Below are 23,915 nucleotides of genomic sequence, written 5' to 3'. Positions count from 1 at the left end.
CTGCCTGATACGACTGTTAAGCAGTACGGTGATTACCGGCCCGCTTATAGGCCCATACCATCAGCAGTGCACCGCCTATCACCATAGGCAGAGACAGAATCTGCCCCATACTGATCCAGCCGGCAAACAGGCCAAGCTGAGCATCGGGTTCACGGCAGTATTCAACCAGGAATCTGAACGAGCCGTAACCCAGCAGGAATAGCCCGGATACGGCACCCGCCGGACGCGGTTTACGGATAAAGACATTCAGGATGATCAGCAATACCAGGCCTTCCAGGAAAAACTCATATAACTGAGAAGGATGGCGAGGCAGCGGTCCGCCTGTCGGGAAAACCATGCCCCAAGGCGCATCTGTTACCCGGCCCCAGAGCTCACCATTGATGAAGTTTCCGAGCCTGCCAGCGCCCAGGCCAAACGGTACTAACGGCGCCACAAAATCTGCCACGTCGAAGAAACGCCGGCTATTGCGGTGGGCATACCAGACCATAGCGGTCATGACGCCTAACAAACCACCATGGAACGACATGCCTCCGGTCCAGACTTTAAATAAGTAAAGCGGATCGGCCAGGAACACTTCGAAGTTATAAAACAGGACATAGCCCACACGGCCGCCGATCACGACACCCAGGAAACCAACAAACAGCAGGTCGCTGACTTGATCTCGTGTCCAGCCACTGCCTGGCTTATCTGCACGACGGTTTGCCAGCCAGAGCGCGAATACAAAACCCAGCAGGTACATCAATCCGTACCAGCGGATCGCCAGCGGGCCGATTTGAAACAGGATTGGGTCAAAGTTTGGAAATGTCAGATAACCTTGGCTCATTCAACATACTCGTGGTTAATCAATAAAGAAGTTCACGGCGGTACAGCATGTACCCACAATGAAAAGTCTCATGCCAGTCCCCGTGACTGACCCGAGTTAAAACAACATTTTACCACCCACAAATAACAAAAAGATGGCAAAGATTTTTTTTAGTGTCGGAGTCGGTAAGTGACTGACCATACGCGCGCCATATCGAGTAGTCAGGACAGAGGTGCAAGCCACACCGATCAGCGCCGGCAGATACACATAGCCCAGACTGTATGGCGGCAAACTGTCATCACCGCTGCCCGCCACAATAAATCCGGCCATGCCCGCTATAGCAATAATGGACCCGCAAAAAGCAGCTGTCCCGATAGAACGGCGCATTTCTACGCCATACCAGCTCAGATAAGGTACGATCAGCGAACCACCACCTATCCCCGCTAAACTGGCCACCAGACCAATCACACTGCCACTGCCAGCGATTGCAACCCGACCCGGAATAGGATGACGCCCTGTGACTTTCAAGGAGAGCAGCATTTGCAGCGCCAGTAAAAGCACAATACCAGCAAATATCCGGGGCAGCCAATCCGCAGGCACCCACTCGGCCACAGCACTCCCGGCAATGCCCCCCAGCACCATACCCGGAGCGAGCAACCTGACCAAAGAGACATCCACATTCCCCAGCCGCAAATGGCTGCGCGCCGAAGAGCCGGACGTCAGCACAATACAGGCCAGCGAGGTTGCCAAAGCAATATGCATTACTAATCCAGGTTCAATACCAGTTTGGGGTAGCATCCAGACTAAAGCGGGGACAATTAATAATCCCCCGCCAATACCCAGCAAACCTGCCAGCAGACCGACCACAGCCCCCAGCCCCAGACACATCAGGAGCAGCCATAACATATCCGGCATCACTTACCTGCCCGGATGAAGCCACCCATACCACGTTGTTCGACAAACTCTGTTGCCATTTGCCTGACATCATGGCCGAAAGTCGCCTGTAACGCCTTATCAGAAAGTTGCTTCATATCAGCCAAAGTTGCATGCCGAAGGACATATTTAATTTTGGCAACGTTGCGGGTATTCATACTTAAAGAGCGGTATCCCATGCCAACCAAGAGTATGGCGCCGAGTGGATCACCGGCCAGTTCGCCACACACGCTCACCGGGATTGATAACGCATGGCTGGTATCCTGAATGTGCTTCAGTGCCTGAATGACTGCCGGATGGAAAGTATCATAGACACTGGCCACACGAGAATTGTTCCTGTCGACAGCTAATAAATATTGCGTTAAGTCGTTGCTGCCTACCGAAATAAAGTCGACCCGCCCTTTCAGGGCCGGCAGCTGATATAAGATCGACGGGACTTCGATCATAATGCCCAGTCTGGGTCGCTTGAGCACTTGTCCTTTGCTGGCAGCGTACACAGACACTTCATTGAAAGCACGTTCAATCAATGCTTTGGATTCATCCAGCTCAGGAATGCCGGAAATCATAGGCAAGAGTATGTCCATGTTATCAAGGCCAATACTGGCCTTGAGCATGGCCCTGACCTGAATAAGGAAAATTTCAGGATGATCCAGGGTAAAACGGATACCGCGCCAGCCAAGGAAAGGATTATCTTCTTCAATGGTCAGATAAGGCAACGGTTTATCGCCGCCTATGTCTAAGGTGCGCATTACCACAGATTTACCCGGGTAAGAGGCCAGTATTGAGCGGTACTGAGCAGCCTGTTCTTCTTCCGACGGAAAACTGCGCTGCAGCAGAAATGGCACTTCAGTCCGGTACAGACCGACACCATCGACCCCTTTATTGACTGCAATATTGGTGTCAGCACTTAATCCGGCATTCAGATGCAGATAGATCCTTTCTTGATCTTTCGTTTCCGTCGCTTTATCCAGATCTTGTTCTACCAGAGCCGTCAGCTCATTTTCTTCTTTCAGTAACCGCTTGTATTCGGCCAGAATCTGCCGGTTGGGTTCAATGAGCAGATCGCCGCGATAACCGTCGACCACCACCAGGGCGTTGTGGACTTTCTCCGGTACAAAATCGACCCCCATGATGGCAGGAATGCCCAGTGCCCGGGAAAGGATCGCCGCGTGGGAGTTGGCGGCACCTTCCTGAGCCACCACAGCGGCCAGTTTATCGCGCGGAATACTGGCCAGCATAGCGGCTGTCAGCTCTCGGGTCAGCAATACGATCGGGGCATCCCACTGGTGCTCGACACCCTCTTCGTTATGGAGGAAAAACAGCAGGCGCTGGCCAAGTTCGCGAATATCGTGCGCCCGTTCACGCAGATAATCATCCTTCATATTGGCAAAGCGGACAGAGTAGGCCTCCACTGTCTGCCTGACGGCCCATTCGGCCTGATCGCCGCCCGCCACTTTGGAAAACAGATCCTTACGCAGCATGGGATCATTGAGCAAGTGGCTGAAAAGATCAAAAATCGCCAGGGTGTCTTTGTGCAGCTCGCTGTCAAAGCGTTTTCGCAACCGGCGAAATTCATTACTCGCCATCTCAATGGCAATGCTCAGGCGTTCCTGTTCAAACTCTCTGTCCAGACAGGAGGCCGGTGACACAGCTTCCAACCGAGGCTGGTTGTCATCCCACCAGGCTTTGGCGATGGCAACCCCGGTCGATGCGGCCGAACCGGTTAAATGCAGTCCGTCACGCTGGCCTGGCCACATACCCTGCGCTTTGGCATGCGCCAGAATTACCGCCAGCTGTGCGGCCAGTGTCACCATGAACGACTCTTCACTTTCAGTGAATTCACGCATATCGCGTTGCTGGATAACCAATACACCGAGGACTTTACGCTGATGGATAATGGGTGTGCCGAAAAAGGAGCGGAAGGTTTCTTCGTTGGTCCCTGGGATATGTTTGAAGTTAGGGTGCTGGCGCGCATCGGCCACATTGACAGGCTCAGCCTGACGGCCAACCAGACCGACCAGGCCTTCATCAAACCCAAGCCCGACCTGATAAGAAGGCTTGGTCAGCCCCTGGGTAGCCATGAGCATATATTGCTTGCGGTGTTCGTGAACAATGTAGACTGAGCAGCACTCAGTCTTCATTGCCTGGCAAATACTGACGACCAGCAGATCCAGCGCCTCGAGTAATGTCGGAGCACTGGCCACTTTCTCTACAATTTCTCTTAGCTGGGTCAGCATAAGCGTTACTTTCCCTAGGTTAACTCCGCTTGTGTTTACGTTTTAACTTGCGTTCCTTGCGCTCCTTGAAAGGCATCGCCATCGCCGCGAACTCTTTCAGCGCCCGGCGATAAACGTCCCGTTTAAAGGACACAACCTGACGAACCGGATACCAGTAGCTGACCCAACGCCAGCCATCGAACTCCGGTGTACTGCCACGCTGCATGTTCACCTTAGACTCATCGCATTCCAGACTCAGCAAAAACCACTTTTGCTTTTGTCCGATACAAACTGGTTTGGAATCCCACCTTACCAGACGTTTAGGCAACTTGTATCGCAGCCAATGGCGGCTGGATGCCAGAATCCTGACGTCTTTTTTGGTCAGACCCACTTCCTCATACAGTTCACGGTACATGGCCTGTTCCGGGGTTTCCCCTTCATCAATACCGCCTTGTGGAAACTGCCAAGAGTGTTGTCCATATCGTCGAGCCCAAAATACCTGGCCATGGCTGTTACAGATAACTATCCCCACATTAGGGCGATATCCATCGCCATCAATCACTGGACGACCTCAAGTAAAAATATCAATTAACAGTGATTTTTTCACAGAATTAGCCTCAGGGTAAACATTCATTGTCATCAATCACTGTTTTTTCCTACCTAGCACTCACTTTATGGATAACTTAAGAGGAATTCAGAGGTTATAAACAAAGAAATGAGACCTCTCCCACATTTATTCACGCTTTCTGTGGATAGTTGTGTGTAGAAGCTCTCCTATTGTCCATTTAATCAACAATAAATCAGGATCCAAACAACTGCGTCACTAGTGCACAAAAAACAACAAATAACTAAAAATCAATCACTTACGTAGATATTGAATTTAAAATACAGCTACAGATTAAATGACTTTCCAGAGGATCATTGCCACTGGTCAAAGATCAACCACCCTCGGCTTTATCCACACGCTCTGATGATTAATGGTCAAATAATCATCGCAAAGGCGTTTAAATACTGCACAAAACCCTGTGAATACGTCCAGCTCACACAGTAGACACATTGTTCAAAAAAGTACCTGTGGATATCTTAATCCCAGGATCCTACGCAAACAGTCTGATCAAGCCGACAGTCATTCAGCAGCACAAAGCATCAAATGTGTTAAAATGCATAGCCACGTTTTTGAAAAGTTACTCATCCTAATGACGATCTCCAGACAACCCGCTCCTAACTCAGAATCAGAACTCCTCAGCCGGGCACAGGCGCTGGCCGGCTTTACTCTGGGTGAGCTGGCTGAGCTGGCAGGACAAATCGCCCCACCGGATCTGCGCCGGGATAAAGGCTGGGTGGGCCAGTTGCTGGAATGGCATCTGGGGGCAACGGCAGGCAGCCAGCCCGTCCCTGATTTCGCCAATTTGGGCATTGAACTCAAAACTATTCCCATCAGCCATCTGGGCAAACCACTGGAAACCACCTTTGTCTGCGTTGCCCCTCTGATTGGCTTGCAGGGCGTGAACTGGGAAAACAGCCATATCCGGCACAAACTCGCCCGGGTCCTGTGGATCCCCGTAGAAGGTGAGCGTGAAATCCCGCTGACTGAACGCCATGTCGGCTCTCCTCTGTTGTGGAGTCCATCTGCCGACGAAGAAGCCCGGTTACGCCAGGACTGGGAAGAGCTGATGGAACTGATCGTACTGGGAAAAGTGGAGCAGATTACAGCCCGCCATGGTGAAGTCCTGCAGCTGAGACCCAAAGCCGCCAACAGCAGAGTACAGACCGATGCTTACGGCGCAGACGGCCACCCGATCAAAACCTTGCCCCGGGGTTTTTACCTCAAAACCCAGTTCACCGCCGAACTGCTCAAACGCCACTTTATGCTCTGATAACAGAGCGGACTATACATTGATAGTCATGTCATCCTGGCAACACTCAGGTTTACCATCCAGTGAGAATTCATCATGAGGATCAATCGTCCTTAATGTGATCGACTTGATCCCAAGTGGCCGCAGAAAATCCCTCACCTGCTCCATAGTCTGAAAATGCAGCATGTTGTCATCGTCATCCTTTAATGGCTCAAGATGATGTTTATATTCAACTTCCATAAGATAATCAGCCCGACCCGCATAACTGGTCAGTACGCACTTAGGGACCTCTTCTCCGGGTGACTTTACCCAGTGCCTGAATTGGGACAGTTTCATGATCACTCCTTTTCAAGGGAACTGTTTTAACTATGTGCGAACATTCGCGTATCAGCAAGGTTTGACTGTGCAGCCTATGAGATAACTGCTTCATTTTACTGCGGCTTCTCAGTAACCCTTTCCTAGGTTATAGTCAGGGAGAATTTGCGGTCCAAGGAGGGCAAATGAAATACCATAAGATCCCCCATTCAAACCTTGAAGTCAGCCAGATTGGCCTGGGCACCATGACTTTTGGTGAGCAAAATACTGAAGCCGAGGCACACAGCCAACTTGATTTTGCTCTGGAGCGCGGTATCAACCTGATTGATACCGCTGAAATGTATCCGGTACCGCCGAAAGCTGACACTCAGGGGCTGACCGAAGCCTATATCGGCAGCTGGCTGAAGAAATCAGGTAAACGCGACCAAGTGATTCTGGCGACCAAAGTCGCCGGCCCCCGTAATGTCCCCCACATCCGCGACAATATGGCACTCGACTGGCGAAATATTCACGAAGCCGTTGAAAACAGCCTGGAAAGATTGCAAACAGACTATATCGATCTGTATCAGTTGCACTGGCCCCAGCGAGAAACCAATTGCTTTGGCAAGCTCAATTACCCTTATCCCGACGCCAATACCGGTGTCACGCTGACAGACTCACTTGAGGCACTGGCTGAACTGGTACGGGCAGGCAAAATTCGCTACATCGGCTTGTCTAACGAGACCCCATGGGGTGTGATGTCTTTCCTGCGCCTGGCTGAGAAGCATGACCTGCCACGGGTGGTGACCATTCAGAACCCCTATAACCTGCTCAACCGCAGCTTTGAAGTAGGTCTGGCTGAAATCAGCCATTATGAAGGGGTAAAATTACTGGCTTATTCTCCGATGGCCTTCGGCACCCTAAGCGGTAAGTACCTCAATGGCAAAAAACCCGACGGTGCCCGCTGTTCGCTGTTTGACCGCTTTGTCCGTTATTTCACGCCGCAAGGTGTGGCTGCCACGGAAGCCTATGTCAAAGTGGCAAGAAAACACGGTCTGGATCCGGCGCAAATGGCCCTGGCCTTTGTTAACCAGCAGCCGTTTAATGCCTCAACCCTGATTGGTGCAACCAGCCTGTCTCAGCTTGAGGCCAACATCGACAGCCTGTCGGTGGAACTCAGTGCAGACGTCCTGGCAGACTTAGAACAAGTTGGCATCACCTATTCGAATCCTTGCCCTTAACCCTATTTTTCCAAACTGAAAAAAAGCCCCCATCTAAATGGGGGCTATCAGTGTTCTTCAGACCTTACTCCGCAGAGTAAGGCCAGAGATTACGTCAGACTTCGCCACCTCAACGCTCGCCTCAGATGACGTGTTTTACGGCTGACTCGCAGACTGACCAGGGCTGAATCCACACGCAGGTCTTTGTCGATGCCCATATCTTTGAGAATATGTGGCGATAAATGTGGCAGATGAACCTGCATACGTCGGTGCTCGCGACGCCATGCTTCTTCTTCACGGTGTAAATCAAGACGGATAAGTAAAACAGCAAAACGTAAATAGACTGATTGGCGCATAAGTGTGCTCTCCAGGTTGATAAAATGGAGGGACGCAAATACGACCGTTTTCAGGCTGACAACATACTAGCCGCGACAGACGTATCCGCGGCCCATTTACAGAGTGTATTACTGTAAAAAGTAACTAAGATCGATGATCTCAGTGCTGATGGGAAGTGTGATCCTTAACACCAGCAGGACGCAGACATTTAGTATTGAATGTGCTCATTGTGTGTTCCTCCTGGTTATAAGATAGAATGATGTGATATGGGTGTTATTTTTGCCTGATAGTACATCAAAAACAAGAAGTTATTTTGGATTACAGGATAAAAAGGGAAATACTCCACCGAATGCACAAGACTGCAGGCCAAGCCAGATAGATTTCTTTGTTTAGCTTAAAATGTCAGCGCATTCCTCTTTTTCAGTGCAGATACCATTCAGCCGTCCAGTTTCTGTCAGGACAGTTTCATGGTTTTCATCATAGTCAGCAGCGCTTTGCCCGCCGGACCCAAAGCATGCCGGCTGCTCCATGCCAGATCTATCGGTTGCTTCCATGCCTGTGCCTCAAAGGCAGGTTCCAGTCTGACGACCTGCCCGGCCAGCACTCTGTCTCTGACCATGTCAGCGGGTAATACTGTCCAGCCGATCCCTCGCTGAACCAGTTCCAGCGCAGACAGAATGTGCTCGGTTCGCCAGATAGCATCAGAAACCCGCCATTCTTCGCTGTCCTGACCATAGCGGCCTGTCAGTAATATTTGCCGGTATTGTCTGAGATCCGGCCAATCCACCTGTTGCAGTGCCGCCAGTGGATGATTACTGGCCGCCACACACCAGACATCAATCTGTCCCAGGCCATGGACAGCGATATCAGAATGCAGGAAAGACAACTGCACCATAAGCGCCAGCTGTGCCCGGCCTTCATTGAGCAGTTTCACCACATCGCCCATGCCTACAGTCAGAATTTCTACCTCCACGAACGGAAAGCTGGATTCAAACTGCTGCAACGTGTCTGCCAGTGCCGGGATCATCGCCATTGATTCCACCACCAGGGTTAACTTGGGCTCCACCCCCTGCTGAAAACTGTCGGCAGCCACTTGCAGCTCCCCGCACTGTGCCAGCACCCGCCTGGCTTTAACCAGTAAGGCGTCACCATTAGGTGTCAGCACCGGCCATTTACCGCTGCGATCAAACAGTATCAGGTTGAAATCCGTCTCCAGATTAGCGATAGCTGTGCTGATAACCGACTGCGCTTTACCCAGCTTGCGGGCCGCGGCCGAAAACGACCCCGTTTCCGCCGCGGTGACAAATGCCCTGAGCTGTTCAAGAGAGAAGTCCAATTTAAAACCCTTAACCTATCTGTTATTACGATAGTAACTAACTTTTATCTATCTGTATTTAACTTAGTATATCCCCCGGTTACGTTTTTCACTAAGAGGTTAAGAGTATGCGTACGCATTGGGACAGAATTCGTCATGCCGTCGGTTTTGAACTGATTGCGCTGGTGCTCATCACCCTGGTGCTGAGTCAGGGATTTGGGTTCGACATGGCCAAAATTGGACTGTTGGGCATTGTGTTCTCAGTGATTGCCACCGTCTGGAACTATGTCTATAACCTGTGGTTTGATAAAGCCATGCTGAAGTATGCTGGCCATGTGCACAAAAGCACCAAACACCGCATGGTGCATGCGCTGGGCTTTGAGCTCTGTCTGTTGTGGCTGACGCTGCCTATCATGGCCTGGTGGCTGGAGATCGGTTTATGGCAGGCGCTGGTGATGGATATTGGCCTGGTGATCTTCTATCTGATTTACGCATATGTTTATAACCTGACCTACGACAAAGTGTTTCCACTGCCTGAAACACAGACGGCCTGACGTGGTTAAGAATTCTGGCTCAGATCCCGCGGTGGCGGGATCAAGTCATGTTTGTTAAGCAGCCGGTACATAGTGGCGCGGGATACGCCAAGCTCACGGGCCGCCGCTGAAATTTGTCCCCGGTTATTCTCCAGTACACTTAACAAGGCGCTGCGCTCTGATTCTTCCCGGATTTTTTTCAAACTCTGTTTATCATCGGCCTGCCTTGGCAGCTCAAGATGATCGGCCTCAATATTCTTCTGCTCTGTCAGCAGCACTGCCCGTTTTATTCGCCCGATCAGCTCCTGTACATTGCCAGGCCAGTTATAGGTGACTATGGCCTGTCTGGCATTGTCAGAAAATGCTTTCACTCCGCAGTTATACTGGCGGGCATACTTGAGTAGCAATGCATCGGCCAGCATCAGTAAATCGTCTCCGCGCTCACGCAGAGGCGGTACCGTCAGGCTAAGCACATTCAGCCGATAGAAAAGCGCTTTGCACAGCCGCCCTTCGCTGACTAAAGTATCAAGCGGATAATGTGTCGCAGCGATCAGCCTGGGCTCAGCACTGACCTCAGAGCCGTTTTCCTTGGTAAAGCGCCCGTCCTGCAGCCACTGAACCAGCTCTTGCTGGCGATCCTGAGGTAATGAGGTGACTTCATTGAGAAACAGCACACCGTCTCTGGCCGCCTCAAAACAGCACTCAGACTCAGTTCCCTTCACCGCCCAGCTCTGGCCGATACTTGAGCAATTCACGGTAACAAAACGCCCTTTGGCGCGGGTTGAAGCCTGAAAAATGGCCTCTGCAACCACTTCCTTGCCTGTACCTATCTCCCCCTGAATCAATACCGGCATGTCCGCCGCCGCCAGACGTTTCACGTGCTGCAGCAGCTTTTTCATGACAGGTGTATTGCCCTGGAGTCCCTGCTGGCCGAAGTGACCGAGCTTTGGCCAGACTTTGCGTTCCAGTGTCAGCATACCGCGCTGGTGGCCTAAAGTTTTCAGCAACTGGGATTCAGGAATCGGCGAGGTAAAATAATCGATACAAAAACTGACGATAAACTGGCAGACAGATTCGATGCTGAGCTGCTCGTCTCTGACCAGGGCCAGCCATCGTACCTGCTTGTGCCGGTTGACCAGACTGGCAATCGCCTGCAGACTGAAATCATCATGGCTCAGATCAACCACCCCCAGGCAAGGGCCGGTTTCAAGTAATAAGGTTTCTGCTGCCCGCAGATCGTGACAGTGATGACAAATCCATCCGGCCTGCTTCAACGCATTCAGCCAGGGGATAGTGTGTCCCCCGAGCAACACCAGTTCACCGTGCCAGATATCCTTGCGCGCATCCATTCCCATTCATTCACCCATTTCAGCGATAGCAGCACCATTCGGAGCCAGACTGCTACAGTGGTTCTGATCATAAAAATGCAAAACAGTATTCAACAAGTATAAGAGACAGGATCGCCAGATAACAAAAATATCACCTGTAATAACTAAAACAGGTGATATTTCCAGAAGGGCTTCAAGAGGATAAGGTTTAAAAAATGGAGATTAGGATTTTTTTGCTATACAGGCTTCGTTCGTCACGGGTTCACTGACAAAGCCGCCAGCACCTGTGTACCAAAAGCGTACCCCCAGCCCCATGGCAATGGCATCACCAAAATTATCACAGGCAACATCAACCAGAGCGGACTTCACTTTTGACGCATCCAGCTGCCAGTTCCACCGTGTGCTGCGTAACTGGCGAATAATAGTTAACAGTGAACGCTCACTGTCAAAGTGGTACTGACGCACTTCGCCCCGATCTCCCTCTGGAGGTAAATCATTAAACTTAGTGAATTCTTGTTTCCACTCTTCAGGTAGCGAACCGACAAACTCTGTCGGCGGTTGAGTCAGTGCCATTGCTGCACAGCCGGTAAGCACCATGGCGCCAAAAGCAGGAATGATCGTTTTTTTCATTTATCAGCCTAACGTTGTTCACATCACTACAAAGCCTGAATTATGACACTTTACTCATAAAATCATCTATACCGGATAACAAAAAATGTTAAACATCGCTGAAATACGTTTTACCTTTCAGCCAGCTGCGCGACTTCGCGCTCCTGTGTCGCTTTGAAGGCATAAAAAAGCCACTTCTGCAGAAGTGGCTTAAAGGGATGCATTGTCTCAACACATCAGTTCTGCGGACGCATTGCCGGGAACAGGATCACGTCACGAATGGTATGGCTGTTGGTAAACAGCATCACCAGGCGGTCGATACCAATCCCCTGACCCGCCGTTGGTGGCAGACCATGTTCCAGCGCTGTAATGTAATCAGCGTCGTAGAACATAGCTTCATCATCACCGGCATCTTTGGCATCAACCTGGGCTTTGAAGCGCTGGTCCTGATCTTCTGCATCGTTCAGCTCCGAGAAGCCGTTGGCCACTTCACGGCCACCAATGAAGAACTCAAAACGGTCGGTAATGAACGGATTGTCATCATTACGGCGCGCCAGCGGTGAAATATCAGCAGGATATTCAGTGATGAATGTTGGCTGCAGCAGTTTAGGCTCGGCCGTTTCACCAAAGATTTCTTCCAGCAACTGACCGCAGGTCCAGAAAGGTTCAACCTGAATGTGCAGCGATTTCGCGATACCCACCATCAGATCACGATCCTGCACCTGCTCATAGGTCAGGGTCTGAATGGTGTCATGGTTCGGGTTATATTGCTTGATGGCGTCCAGCATGCTCAGACGCGGATACGGACCTTTAAATTCAATCACTTCATCGCCATATGGCAGACCAGTGGAACCGCACAGATCCTGCGCAATAGAGCTCAGCATGTCTTCGGTCAGATCCATCAGATCACGATAATCCGCATACGCCATATAGAATTCCATCATAGTGAATTCTGGGTTATGGCGCGGCGACAAACCTTCGTTACGGAAGTTACGGTTGATTTCGAATACACGCTCAAAACCACCGACCACCAGACGCTTGAGGTACAGCTCAGGGGCAACACGCAGGTACATATCAATGTCGAGCGCGTTGTGGTGCGTGATAAACGGACGCGCAGTCGCGCCACCAGGAATCACGTGCATCATAGGCGTTTCCACTTCCATGAACCCTTTAGTGGTCATGAACTGGCGAATCGCATTGACCACTTTGGAACGCATCAGCATAGTGTTGCGTGAATCTTCGTTAACGATCAGATCCACATAACGCTGGCGGTAACGCTGCTCCTGGTCAGTCAGACCATGGAATTTTTCAGGCAATGGACGCAGCGCTTTAGTCAGCAGCTGGTACTCGTCAAAGTTGACGTACAGATCACCCTTGCCGGACTTGTGCAAAGCCCCTTTCACACCGATGATGTCGCCAATATCCAGACCTGAATATTTTTCTTTCAGCTCTTTCTGTACGTCTTTGGACGCATAAGCCTGAATACGGCCGGAGACATCCTGGATCGCCAGGAATGGGCCACGCTTGGCCATAATACGACCGGCAATCGCAACAATGTTGTTGGCTTCTTCCAGCTCTTCTTTGGTTTTATCACCAAAAGCGGCCTGCAGATCAGCAGCCAGGCTATCGCGGCGGAAATCATTCGGGTGGCCGTTTGCTTTGCAATCCTGACGAATGTGTTCCAGTTTCGCGCGGCGCTCTGCAATCAGTTTGTTTTCGTCTTGTACTTGTTCAGTCATGGTTAACCTTAACAACAGTTCGGGGCCGGCATTAAAGACCGGACTTCAGACTAGCTTCAATGAAGCGGTCCAGGTCTCCGTCCAGCACCGCCTGGGTATTGCGGTTCTCGACACCGGTACGCAGATCTTTGATTCGGGAATCATCCAGCACATAAGAGCGGATCTGACTGCCCCAGCCAATATCAGACTTCGCATCTTCATTCGCCTGTTTTTCGGCGTTCTGCTTATGCATTTCCAGTTCAAACAACTTAGCTTTCAGCTGTTTCATCGCCTGATCTTTGTTCTTATGCTGAGATCGGTCATTCTGACACTGCACAACAGTGTTGGTAGGTACGTGGGTAATACGTACCGCAGATTCCGTGGTGTTTACGTGCTGACCGCCCGCGCCTGAGGCACGGTAAACATCAATCCGCAAATCAGACGGATTAATATCGATAGCAATATTGTCATCCACTTCCGGATACACAAAAGCCGATGCAAAAGACGTATGACGACGGCCGCCTGAGTCGAACGGCGACTTACGCACCAGACGGTGAACGCCGGTTTCAGTGCGCAGCCAGCCATAAGCGTACTCACCGCTGATTTTCACCGTGGCGGATTTCAGTCCGGCCACATCGCCTTCAGAGACTTCAATCACTTCTGTTTTGAAGCCCTTGGCTTCAGCCCAGCGCAGGTACATACGCAGCATCATAGATGTCCAGTCCTGGGCTTCTGTGCCACCAGAACCGGCCTGCAGATCGACATAGCAATCTGCGCTATCGTGATCACCGGCAAACATACGACGGAATTCAAGCTGTTCCAGCTTGTTAACCAGCTCGTCCAGTTCAAGACCAATCTCGTCAAAGGTTTCCTGATCGCTTTCTTCGATCGCCAGCTCAAGCAGACCTTCGACGTCTTCGACGCCCTGATCCAGCTGGTCGATGGTTTCCACCACAGCTTCCAGCGCTGCGCGCTCTTTTCCTAATGCCTGAGCACGCTCTGGCTCATTCCAGACATCAGGTTGCTCTAATTCTGCATTGACTTCTTCAAGACGCTCTTTTTTAGCATCGTAGTCAAAGGTACCCCCTAAGGATGTCGGTCCGTGCAGACACATCCTCAAGACGGTTTTTAATAGGATTAACTTCGAACATTGCCACTCTTCTTAGCCTTTTCGCCGAAACGGACATAACCGGAGGATTCTAGCGAATTGCGGCAGGAATAAACAGAGGATCACAAAACTTATTCAAAATATCACTCGCAATATTGACAGCATGGATTTTCGGACAAAAGAAAAACGGTGAAGCGACAGCTTCACCGATAGACAGATTATATCGCCTCGAGGTACTCAACCATCAGCTGAACGCTACGATTACCCCGAAACTCATTAATATCCAGACGATACACTAGGTTGACCTGCTGTACCGAGGCATCCGGCCAGCGCCGGACATCAATATTGAATGCAATGGCATCTATCATGCTGCCACCAGCGACAGGTTCCAGCATCATTTTCAAGTGCTTGCTGCCGACCAGACGCTGCTGCAGCAAGCGGAAACGGCCATCAAAGCTCGGTTCCGGGAACTGCTGCCCCCAGGGACCGGCACCGCGTATCAGCTCGGCCGTGTCCATCGTCATCTCCTGCGCCGCCAGCTCACCGTCAGTCAGTAAGATGCCGCGCAGGGCAGACTCATCCAGCTCATCCCGGACAACCTGATCGAAGGCTTTGCTGAATGCTTCAAACTTATCAGCGGCGAGCGTCAATCCCGCAGCCATGGCGTGACCGCCAAATTTGAGGATCATCCCCGGGTTACGGGTATCGATCAGATCCAGCACATCACGCATATGCAGGCCGGGTATCGACCGGCAGGACCCTTTAATTTCGCCCTCGCCCGCCGCCGCAAAGGCAATCACAGGGCGGTGGTACAACTCTTTGATCCGCGATGCCAGAATGCCGATAACTCCCTGGTGCCAGTCCGCCTGATACAGCGCCAGTCCGTAGGGCATGTCTTTTTGGCTGAATTTCAAACGCTCGCAAATCGCCAGCGCCTCTTCTTTCATGCCCTGTTCAATTTCTTTTCGTGTCTGATTAAGGCCGTCCAGCTCGACCGCCATTCGCCGCGCCGACTGAATGTCTTCGCACAACAGCAGTTCAACGCCAAAAGACATGTCATCCAGACGACCCGCCGCATTAATGCGCGGGCCCAGCGCGAAACCCAGATCGCTGGCCACCAGCCGGGACGGATCGCGATTCGCCACTTCGATCAGCGCCTGAATCCCCGGCCGGCATTGCCCGGCGCGAATGCGCTGCAGGCCCTGATGCACCAGAATCCGGTTATTGCCATCCAGTGCGACCACATCGGCCACTGTGCCCAGGGCCACCAAATCTAATAACCCGGCTAAATTGGGTTCAGGGATCCCCTGCTCGATAAACCAGTTCTGCTGACGCAGCGCCGCCCGCAGTGCCAGCATCAGATAGAAAGCCACCCCCACCCCGCACAGCGCCTTGGACGGAAAGTCACAGCTGTGCAGATTCGGATTGACGATAGCATCTGCGGCTGGCAGGACGTCACCCGGTAAGTGGTGATCTGTCACCAGCACCCGGATACCTTTTTCTTTCGCCGCCGCCACTCCAGCCACCGACGAGACGCCGTTATCCACCGTCATGATGATTTCCGCACCACGGGCTGCGGCCTGCTCAGCCACTTCCGGGCTCAGGCCATAGCCATCATCAAAACGGTTCGGCACCAGATAATCGACATTGCGGCAACCTAACTGGCGCAGCGCCAGAACAGAAAGCGCTGAGCTGGTGGCACCATCGGCATCGAAATCGCCCACCACAATTATGCGCTTGTGTTCACGCAATGCATCAATCAGCAGAGTAACGGCAGCATCAATACCATTAAGTTGGTCATAACTGTGCAGCCCCTTAGCGCCGCGCTCCAGATCTGTGTCAGAGCGCAACCCCCGGCTGGCATAAATACGCTTCAGCAGAGGGTGGATCTCAGAGGAAAAACCCGAGGTATCCGCTTCAGGGCGACGCTTGATTTCGATTTTCATTAGACTACTTAATGGCGATTGGCAGATGGGAAAAATGAGCAGGTGTTATACCAAAAAACCGCAGCGGCGGGTACCCGAACAGGCCAATCCAGCATCGGGCTCACAAGACTGACCGATCAGAAAATCCCCCCGAATACGAATAACGCAACAGCCCGCAAGGACTGCGGGCTGTTGATCAGCAGAGGCAATAATTAACTGCGGCTGTTGAGAAATTGCAGCAGTCGGCTAGCCGGTTGATAGCCAGGCAGCATAGTCCCGTCTTCCAGCACCAGCGCAGGCGTACCTGTCACGCCCATTGCCACACCCAACTGGTAATGCTTCATCACCAGCGAGTCATTATGCGGACTTTGCTCAATATTCAGTTTGCCTTTCTTGGCGTCATCCATGGCCTGCGCCCGGTTTTTCGATGCCCAGATAGCACTCATCTCACCGAAATTCTGCGAACGCTCACCACCGCGCGGGAAAGCCAGATAACGGATAGTGATACCTGCGTCGTTGTAGGCCTGCATTTCACTGTGCAGTTTACGGCAATAACCACAGCTGGTATCGGTAAAGACAGTCACCACGTATTTTTCATCTTTGGCCGGATAGACGATCATTTCGCTTTCCATGCCTTTGAGTTTGTCTTTGTTGATTGAGGCCATTTTCTGTTCAGTCAGATTGACAGGTTCACCGTCCACAGACTGATACAGGTGACCTGCAACAAAATACTGACCGTCATCAGACATATAAATAATACCGCGTTCGGTCACCACCTCGTTCATACCCTTAAGCGGTGATGGCGTCACTGACGCTGCAGTCAGGCCCAGTGGATTCAACGTAGCTTCAATGGCACGGACATCAGGTTCTGCACTGGCAGAAAAAGCCGTGAACGCAGCCAGTGCAACAAGCAGGGGACGGCGGGAAAATGACATGAAAACATCCTTAACAAATCGTTGGCAATTCAGGGATAGTCCCTGTGAATACTATACAGACCCTTTGAGTATGGTCATCTTTCAAAGTTCAATCTCAAAAGGCAAGTGATTTCATAATCCGGTGACTCTGCAGGGTTATGATTGGGATCTCTGCCCCAGTAAGCACTGGCCGGAGTGTAACAAAAGGTCACTGCTGGTTTCAGGCTCGCGGATGGTGTTCCTGATGCAGCTGCTTCAGACGCTCGGTTGCCACATGAGTATAGATCTGTGTGGTAGATAAATCACTGTGACCTAACAGCATTTGCACGACTCTGAGGTCCGCGCCGTAATTGAGCAAATGGGTGGCAAACGCATGACGCATGACGTGCGGCGACAAGGTATCGGCATCAATCCCGGCCAACACCGCATAATGTTTAATACGGTGCCAGAAGGTCTGACGCGTCATCTGGCGGGCACGCTTGCTGGGAAACAGAACATCTGAACTGACTTCCCCCAACAGGTACGGTCGTCCCTGAGCCAGAAAAGTTTCAATCCATTCCATGGCTTCTTCGCCCATTGGCACCAGTCGCTCTTTATCCCCTTTACCTGTGACCCTGACCACGCCCTGGCGCAGACTGACGTTATCCATCCGCAGACTGACCAGCTCAGTGACCCTCAGGCCCGTTGCATACAGCAGCTCCAGCATGGCTTTATCGCGCAGCTCGAGCGGATCATTGACATCAGGCGCGCCCAGCAGGGCACTGACCTGATCTTCGCTAATGTCCTTCGGCAACCGCTGCGGCAATCTGGGACTGTGCAAAATGGCACTGGGATCGTCTTCCCTGAGCTTTTCACGGTGAAAGTACTGAAACAGCCGCCGCAGCGCCGATGTCATTCTGGCCCGGGAACTCTGCTTGAAGTCTTGCTCAAACAGCCATTGCTGGTAATCCTGCAGATCGCCGGAGTGCAGTGACAACAGCGACTGCCGCCGTGAATCCAGCCATTGCTGCAGTTTCATTAAATCATTACGGTACGAAGACAGGGTGTTGGCCGACAGCCCACGCTCCATCCACATCGCATCTAAAAAGCGCTCGATCAGGGCAATATCGTTATTGGTTTCCACGTCGCGCCACTCCCAAAACATCTGGATATAAACACAGTATATTGCAGCATAGTACTGAATTTCTCCTGTAATGTAACTAGGTGCGCTCGCTTGAGGGATGCACCCAGGCGCCTGACAGGGTAAAATCAGCGCAAATTAGTTGCCACCCCAGGAAATATCAGTATGAAAATCGGCCTGTTTTACGGCTCGACCACCTGCTATACCGAAATGGCCGCGGAGAAAATCCGCGATTGCATCGGCGGCGAGCTGGTTGAGCTGCACAACATCAAAGAAGCGGCACTCAGCGAGATGAACCAGTATGATCTGCTGATCCTGGGCATCTCGACCTGGGACTTTGGTGAACTGCAGGAAGACTGGGAAGCAGTCTGGAATCAACTGGATGGCCTGACGCTGACCGGAAAAACCGTCGCCTTGTTCGGTTTGGGCGATCAGGAAGGCTACACAGAATGGTACCTGGACGCCATGGGCATGCTGCACGATCAGTTGCTGCCGACCGGTGCCCAGTTCGTTGGCTACTGGCCAAATCAAGGCTACAACTTTGAAGCCTCAAAAGCTCTGACCGAAGACAAAAGCTTGTTTGTCGGGCTGGCACTGGATGAAGACAGCCAGTACGAACTCAGTGATGAGCGCATCCAGCAATGGTGCGAGCAGGTACTGACCGAGTACGGCGATTCACTCTAGTCCGACGTTTAACGCCCGTAGAGAGACGGGCGGGTACTGACCAAACAGCCCCTGAATCATCCCATGCTTGTTGGCCTGGCAAAAAAGCCAGGCTGTAACGGGAGAGCTGCTCAGTATATTGCCTGACCCTCAGCATTAGGTAGATGTTTGTCGCTGTCCATCTCGGCCGTAAAAAAACGCCCCGGTAAAAACCGGGGCGTTTCGGTCAGACAAATTGTTATTTGCTGTTTAAACCGTTTGCGCTTTTGGCTCACGGATGTCTGCCCGGATGAAACGGGTCACAGCCAGTGCCAGCAAGGTAGGTGTTGTCCAGGCCATACCGTAATCAAACATTGGCAGGAAACTCAGAAACGACATATCCAGACCGATCACTTTGGCCGCATCAATCAGACTGAAGACCAGAGAAACCAACAGTACCACACGGTATGCCAGACGCGGATTTGGCAGCCAGCGGCGAACAAAGGTCAGGATAACCAGCGCCACCGCCACAGGGTACAGGGCAAACAGCACGGGCACCGACAGGCTGATCAACTGATTCAGGCCAACATTGGCCACCACACCGCAAATCACTGCCAGGATCACAGCCCATGTCTCATAGGACAATCGGGTCAGCGAACTGAAATAGTCAGAACAGGCACTGATCAGGCCAATCGCCGTGGTCAGACAGGCCAGCATCACAATTGCCGACAGAATGTACTGACCGACAGGACCAAACAACGCCAGCACATAGCCTGCCAGAATGGCACCACCATTGGCTGCACCTTCGGCAACCGCCGCACTGGTAGCGCCCAGATAAAACAGCGAGATATACACAAACGCCAGGCCTGCTGCGGCAATCACACCTGCCATCATCAGATATTTGCAGGTGGCTTTATCATCTTTGATGCCTTTGTTGCGGATCACATCAACAATCAGCATGCCGAACATCAGCGCCGCAAAGGTATCCATGGTGTTGTAACCTTCCAGGAATCCTTTGGTGAACGCCATGTTCACATAATCACCCTGTGCAGCCTGAATCTCGCTTTGCGGGTTGAGGAATACCGCCACAGCCAGAATAGCCAGTACAGCAAAGAGCGCCGGGGTGAGCAGCTTACCGATAGAATCGATCAGCCTGCCGCGTGACCATGCAAAGAACAGCGCCAGTCCAAAAAAGACAACAGAAAAAATGGTCAGACTGGTTTGTCCCCCATCAGCCATAAAAGGTTTGACTGCCATTTCGTAGGCCACAAGACCGGTACGAGGCGCAGCAAAAGCAGGGCCGATGATGATAAAGATAAGAACGGCCATCAGCGTTGCCAGCTGAGGCGGAAGATCACGGGTCAGCCCCTTCCAACCGCCGCCGGCAACAGCCACGGCTATGATGCCGATCAGCGGCAAGCCAACTGCCGTCGATAAGAAACCAAACATCGCTGGCAGCAGGTTATCACCTGCACTTAAACCGGCCTGTGGCGGGAAAATAATATTTCCGGCCCCCAGGAAGAACGCAAAGGTCATGAAACCTATCGCAAAAATATCTGAAACCTTGAGTGTGTTATTCAAACTGCACCTTCCCACTCGTCTATTGTTATGTTGTGTTAGCATTAATGGCTCATTACTGAGATATATCACTACATCCAGCAAAAGAGGCAGCATAATGAAGCAAAAGAATGCCAGTGACAACCTTGCAGCCAAAAACACCACTTTCTTCGGATGTATAGCCAAAAAACTAAAATAAAACACCAATAAAAAACAATAAATTAGAACTAATAACCAAAATAAATATTGCTCACAAAACATCCAACACAGAATATAAAACCACCAGATCACCAAACTTTACAGTGTTTGACCGCAACTCAACCATTGACAGGAATAAACGCTATAATGGCGGACTGATTTTACTCGCCGCCTTTTCGGACATTCATTAGATGAATAAAGGTTTTACGTTTAAACAATTTCACGTTGACGATCACGGATGTGGCATGCCTGTCAGCACAGATGGTGTGTTGTTAGGAGCATGGGCCTGGGTGTCAAGCTGTCGTGACAGTCAGACTCAGGTCAATCGCCAGACGATACTCGACATTGGTTGCGGAAGCGGTTTGCTGTCCTTAATGGCAGCGCAGCGTACGCAATCCGGCACCGCCGATATTCTGGCGCTGGATATTGACCCGGCAGCCGTGACAGCGGCCGGCAAAAATTTCTCGGCCTCGCCCTGGTCCGTGCGGCTTCAGGCCGAGCGCCAGGATATCCGTGAATGGGTCCGCTCTCAGCCCAAAGGCCGCTTTCAGGCCATATTATGCAATCCGCCCTACTTCAATCACGGTGAACAGGCGAACTGCCAGCGCCGGGCGACCGCCCGACACACAGACACCCTCTCCCACAGCGAGCTGCTCAGCTGCCTGCAATACCTGCTGGCACCGGCAGGACAGGCCAGCCTGATTCTGCCGGTCTACGAAGGTGAAGCACTGCTGACGATGCTGGCTGACTATGGCTTGCACTGTCGCCGGCTGTGCCGGGTGAAAAGCACCGCCGCCAAACCGGTTCATCGCCTGCTGATTGCGCTTTCCCCTCAGGACGGTGACTGTGACGAAACACAGCTGACGATCAATCAGCAAGGCCAGTACTCGGCCGGGTTTACGGCCCTGACCCGTGACTTTTATCTCAAGCTCTGATCCTGTCAGCGAGCGGCAGGGATAATCCAAGTTTTTGTGCTTTAATCGGTGATACTTGCATCAAATCACACTATAATGCCGCCCCTTAACTGAATCACAGCAGCAAACTGCCCATCGACATGCGACCCATACGGGCAGCCCGCTACTTAGGAGTAAGACTGGTGAGAGATTTTTCCGAATTAGAGTTAGATGGCGCTCTGCTACAAGCGATTGAAGATATGGGATATTCCCGTCCAACCGTTGTGCAGTCTCAGGCTATCCCTCATGCCCTGGATGGCCGTGACGTACTGGCATCCGCACCAACGGGTACCGGAAAAACTGCCGCATTTGTATTGCCTATGATTCAGCACCTGCTTGATTTTCCGCGCCGTAAACCCGGCCCGGCCCGCGTGCTGATTCTGACACCAACCCGTGAACTGGCCATTCAGGTCGCCGATCAGGCCAAAGCCCTGGCAGCCCATACTGACCTGAAAATCTTCACCATCACAGGCGGTATCTCTTACGACGAGCACGCTGAGTATCTGGGCAAAACTCAGGACATTGTGGTTGCCACACCGGGCCGTCTGATGGAATACATCGAAGGCGAGAAATTCGATTGCCGTGCCATCGAGTGCCTGATCCTGGACGAAGCTGACCGCATGCTCGACATGGGTTTTGGGGCCGTTGTGAAACGCCTGCATGAAGAATGTCGCTGGCGCCGTCAGAGCTTGTTGTTCTCCGCCACCCTGGAAGGCAAAGGGGTACGAGAGTTCTCCCAGACGATCTTAAGTGAGCCCGTCGAAGTGAACGCTGAGCCACCGCGTCGCGAACGCAAGAAGATCCATCAGGTATACCACCGCTGTGACGACATGGCGCACAAAATGGCGTTGCTGGAAAATATCCTCAGCGATCAGGCCGAGCGCAGTATTATTTTTGTCAAAACCCGCGAGCGACTGGCCGAGCTGCGCGATCAGCTGGCGTCACTGAAAATCGCTTGCGTCTGGATTCAGGGAGAAATGGCACAAGCCACCCGTAACAATGCCATTCGTCGTTTCCGTGAAGGTGAAACCAACATACTGATCGCCACCGATGTCGCAGCACGGGGTATTGACCTGCCAGACGTCAGCCATGTCATCAACTTTGACATGCCGCGTACGTCCGATGTGTATTTGCACCGTATCGGCCGTACTGCCCGTGCCGGTAAAAAAGGCACAGCCATCTCGCTGGTGGAAGCGCATGATCAAGGCATGATAGAGCGTGTCAGCCGTTATATGAAAGAAGAAATACCGGAGCGCTTTATTGAAGGCCTGCGCCCTAAACACAAAAAGCCGGCAACCGTGAAGAAGAAAAAAGTCAAAGACGGTAAGAAGAAAGACACGAAAAAGAAAGACGCCAAGAAGAAAAAATCCGTCAACAAAAAGGCGGCGGCCAAATAATCTTTGCCGTAGCTGCAGACTAAAACAGAAAAGGGCCGGATACAGTATCCGGCCCTCTTTTCAGCCAACAGTTTAACGCTGAAGCTTTATTGCTCTTCGCGTTTAAATACCAGTTCAGCGGCCGTCGATTCTTCCGGTACGAAGTAATAGCCAGCCACGTCAAATTGTTTCAGCTGTTCCACTGAAGTCAGGCGGTTATCAATGATATAACGTGCCATCATGCCACGGGCTTTCTTGGCGTAGAAACTGATCACCTTGTACTGACCATTTTTGCCGTCTTTAAACACCGGGGTAATCACTTTACCTTTGAGAGACTTCGGCTTAACGGCTTTAAAATATTCATTGGAGGCCAGGTTAATCAGGATATCATCGCCCTGCCCGGCAAGCGCGTCATTCAGTTTGTCCGTAATAATACTGCCCCAGAACTGATACAGGTTAGTGCCGCGGCCGTTGGCCAGCTTAGTGCCCATTTCAAGACGGTAAGGTTGCATCAAATCCAGCGGCCGTAACAAACCGTACAAACCGGACAGCATGCGCAGGTGCTGTTGGGCAAAGGTGAAGTCATCCTCGCTCAGGCTATCGGCTTCCAGGCCGGTATACACATCACCTTTGAAGGCCAGAATCGCCTGACGCGCGTTTTCAAGCGTAAAATCCGGATGCCAGTCGGCAAAACGGGCCGCATTGAGTCCGGCGATTTTATCGCTCACCTTCATCAGGCTCGCAATGTCGATAGGCGTCAGCTGACGGCAAACCTCAATCAGCTCCATCGAGTGATCGGTCAGCTCAGGCAAAGTATAAGTCTTTGTTGCCAGAGGAGATTCATAATCCAGGGTTTTAGCAGGGGAAACCACTATCAGCATGTTTTGATGTCCTGTAAGCGTGTCTGTCGGCAAGATTACCATTTCGGCATCAAAAAACCACGCACAACGCGCGTGGTTGTC

22 protein-coding genes are annotated in these 23,915 nt (G+C 51.7%); 6 read left to right on the top strand and 16 right to left on the bottom strand.

Annotated features, from left to right (window positions below; genetic code table 11):
• Positions 1-16: 16 nt before the first annotated feature.
• The 4 genes from lgt to rppH all read right to left on the bottom strand — a co-directional run bounded on the left by lgt (position 17) and on the right by rppH (position 4,513).
• Positions 17-823: a prolipoprotein diacylglyceryl transferase gene (gene lgt / locus L6J37_RS01040; protein WP_192015563.1), complete on the bottom strand. Its 807-nt coding sequence runs from the start codon at positions 821-823 to the stop codon at positions 17-19.
• A 96-nt stretch (positions 824-919) separates the two neighbouring features.
• Entirely contained in the window at positions 920-1,708 is a 789-nt protein-coding gene (locus tag L6J37_RS01035; RefSeq protein WP_370630663.1) for a sulfite exporter TauE/SafE family protein, read from the bottom strand.
• An 8-nt stretch (positions 1,709-1,716) separates the two neighbouring features.
• The gene (gene ptsP, locus L6J37_RS01030; protein WP_237793822.1) at positions 1,717-3,972 is read right to left on the bottom strand and encodes a phosphoenolpyruvate--protein phosphotransferase; all 2,256 of its coding nucleotides are present in this window, start codon (positions 3,970-3,972) and stop codon (positions 1,717-1,719) included.
• Between the two features lie 19 nt (positions 3,973-3,991).
• Complete coding sequence (rppH, locus tag L6J37_RS01025) at positions 3,992-4,513, bottom strand: RNA pyrophosphohydrolase (RefSeq protein ID WP_192015560.1); 522 nt, start codon at positions 4,511-4,513, stop codon at positions 3,992-3,994.
• Positions 4,514-5,147: 634 nt separating this feature from the next.
• Between rppH and mutH the strand changes: the two genes are divergently transcribed.
• A complete protein-coding gene (gene mutH / locus L6J37_RS01020; RefSeq protein WP_218383391.1) occupies positions 5,148-5,828 on the top strand; it encodes a DNA mismatch repair endonuclease MutH in 681 nt (226 codons plus the stop codon).
• 12 nt (positions 5,829-5,840) lie between these two features.
• On the opposite strand, the gene L6J37_RS01015 is transcribed toward mutH, so the two are convergent.
• The gene (locus L6J37_RS01015) at positions 5,841-6,143 is read right to left on the bottom strand and encodes a DUF6482 family protein (protein ID WP_192015558.1); all 303 of its coding nucleotides are present in this window, start codon (positions 6,141-6,143) and stop codon (positions 5,841-5,843) included.
• Positions 6,144-6,307: 164 nt separating this feature from the next.
• Between L6J37_RS01015 and L6J37_RS01010 the strand changes: the two genes are divergently transcribed.
• Positions 6,308-7,342, top strand: coding sequence for an NADP(H)-dependent aldo-keto reductase (locus L6J37_RS01010; protein ID WP_192015557.1), 1,035 nt, complete (start codon positions 6,308-6,310; stop codon positions 7,340-7,342).
• Positions 7,343-7,431: 89 nt separating this feature from the next.
• Here L6J37_RS01010 and L6J37_RS01005 read toward each other — a convergent pair whose 3' ends face one another.
• Both L6J37_RS01005 and L6J37_RS01000 read right to left on the bottom strand, forming a co-directional pair.
• Positions 7,432-7,677 carry a hypothetical protein gene (locus L6J37_RS01005; RefSeq protein ID WP_192015556.1) on the bottom strand — a complete coding sequence of 82 codons (246 nt, stop codon included), beginning with the start codon at positions 7,675-7,677 and terminating at the stop codon, positions 7,432-7,434.
• A gap of 434 nt (positions 7,678-8,111) precedes the next feature.
• Positions 8,112-8,993, bottom strand: coding sequence for a LysR family transcriptional regulator (locus L6J37_RS01000; RefSeq protein WP_218383393.1), 882 nt, complete (start codon positions 8,991-8,993; stop codon positions 8,112-8,114).
• A 107-nt stretch (positions 8,994-9,100) separates the two neighbouring features.
• Here L6J37_RS01000 and L6J37_RS00995 point away from each other — a divergent pair, with 107 nt between their 5' ends.
• Positions 9,101-9,526 (top strand): PACE efflux transporter, encoded by a 426-nt coding sequence (locus L6J37_RS00995; RefSeq protein WP_192015554.1) that lies wholly within the window; start codon positions 9,101-9,103, stop codon positions 9,524-9,526.
• Between the two features lie 5 nt (positions 9,527-9,531).
• On the opposite strand, the gene L6J37_RS00990 is transcribed toward L6J37_RS00995, so the two are convergent.
• The 7 genes from L6J37_RS00990 to xerD form a co-directional block, all read right to left on the bottom strand.
• Positions 9,532-10,860 carry a sigma-54-dependent transcriptional regulator gene (locus L6J37_RS00990; RefSeq protein ID WP_375713940.1) on the bottom strand — a complete coding sequence of 443 codons (1,329 nt, stop codon included), beginning with the start codon at positions 10,858-10,860 and terminating at the stop codon, positions 9,532-9,534.
• Between the two features lie 195 nt (positions 10,861-11,055).
• Positions 11,056-11,463: a hypothetical protein gene (locus tag L6J37_RS00985; protein ID WP_237793821.1), complete on the bottom strand. Its 408-nt coding sequence runs from the start codon at positions 11,461-11,463 to the stop codon at positions 11,056-11,058.
• 215 nt (positions 11,464-11,678) lie between these two features.
• On the bottom strand, positions 11,679-13,181 hold the full coding sequence (gene lysS, locus L6J37_RS00980) for a lysine--tRNA ligase (RefSeq protein WP_192015551.1): 1,503 nt from the start codon (positions 13,179-13,181) through the stop codon (positions 11,679-11,681).
• 31 nt (positions 13,182-13,212) lie between these two features.
• Positions 13,213-14,311 (bottom strand): peptide chain release factor 2 gene (prfB, locus tag L6J37_RS00975; protein ID WP_237793820.1). Its coding sequence is split into 2 segments (ribosomal slippage): positions 13,213-14,235 and positions 14,237-14,311, totalling 1,098 coding nucleotides; the frame shifts between segments, so codons are not numbered across the junction.
• 175 nt (positions 14,312-14,486) lie between these two features.
• Positions 14,487-16,214 carry a single-stranded-DNA-specific exonuclease RecJ gene (recJ, locus tag L6J37_RS00970; protein ID WP_237793819.1) on the bottom strand — a complete coding sequence of 576 codons (1,728 nt, stop codon included), beginning with the start codon at positions 16,212-16,214 and terminating at the stop codon, positions 14,487-14,489.
• A gap of 191 nt (positions 16,215-16,405) precedes the next feature.
• Positions 16,406-17,128, bottom strand: a complete 723-nt coding sequence (gene dsbC, locus L6J37_RS00965) for a bifunctional protein-disulfide isomerase/oxidoreductase DsbC (RefSeq protein WP_192015548.1) — start codon at positions 17,126-17,128, stop codon at positions 16,406-16,408.
• Between the two features lie 199 nt (positions 17,129-17,327).
• Entirely contained in the window at positions 17,328-18,182 is an 855-nt protein-coding gene (gene xerD, locus L6J37_RS00960; RefSeq protein WP_370630665.1) for a site-specific tyrosine recombinase XerD, read from the bottom strand.
• Positions 18,183-18,392: 210 nt separating this feature from the next.
• Between xerD and fldB the strand changes: the two genes are divergently transcribed.
• A complete protein-coding gene (gene fldB / locus L6J37_RS00955; RefSeq protein WP_192015546.1) occupies positions 18,393-18,911 on the top strand; it encodes a flavodoxin FldB in 519 nt (172 codons plus the stop codon).
• 228 nt (positions 18,912-19,139) lie between these two features.
• Here the strand turns inward: fldB and brnQ are convergent, their stop codons facing one another.
• Positions 19,140-20,450, bottom strand: coding sequence for a branched-chain amino acid transport system II carrier protein (gene brnQ / locus L6J37_RS00950; protein ID WP_192015545.1), 1,311 nt, complete (start codon positions 20,448-20,450; stop codon positions 19,140-19,142).
• A gap of 365 nt (positions 20,451-20,815) precedes the next feature.
• On the opposite strand from brnQ, the gene L6J37_RS00945 reads away from it, so the two are divergent.
• Together L6J37_RS00945 and srmB are read left to right on the top strand one after the other, a co-directional pair.
• Positions 20,816-21,559 carry a tRNA1(Val) (adenine(37)-N6)-methyltransferase gene (locus L6J37_RS00945; protein WP_237793818.1) on the top strand — a complete coding sequence of 248 codons (744 nt, stop codon included), beginning with the start codon at positions 20,816-20,818 and terminating at the stop codon, positions 21,557-21,559.
• Between the two features lie 161 nt (positions 21,560-21,720).
• A complete protein-coding gene (gene srmB, locus L6J37_RS00940; RefSeq protein WP_192015543.1) occupies positions 21,721-22,974 on the top strand; it encodes an ATP-dependent RNA helicase SrmB in 1,254 nt (417 codons plus the stop codon).
• 86 nt (positions 22,975-23,060) lie between these two features.
• Here the strand turns inward: srmB and yaaA are convergent, their stop codons facing one another.
• Complete coding sequence (gene yaaA / locus L6J37_RS00935; RefSeq protein ID WP_237793817.1) at positions 23,061-23,834, bottom strand: peroxide stress protein YaaA; 774 nt, start codon at positions 23,832-23,834, stop codon at positions 23,061-23,063.
• Between the last annotated feature and the right edge of the window lie 81 nt (positions 23,835-23,915).

The organism is Photobacterium sp. WH77 (assembly GCF_022014395.1).
Classification (GTDB): Bacteria; Pseudomonadota; Gammaproteobacteria; order Enterobacterales; family Vibrionaceae; genus Photobacterium; species Photobacterium arenosum.
This window is presented reverse-complemented; position numbering and strand designations above follow the sequence as displayed.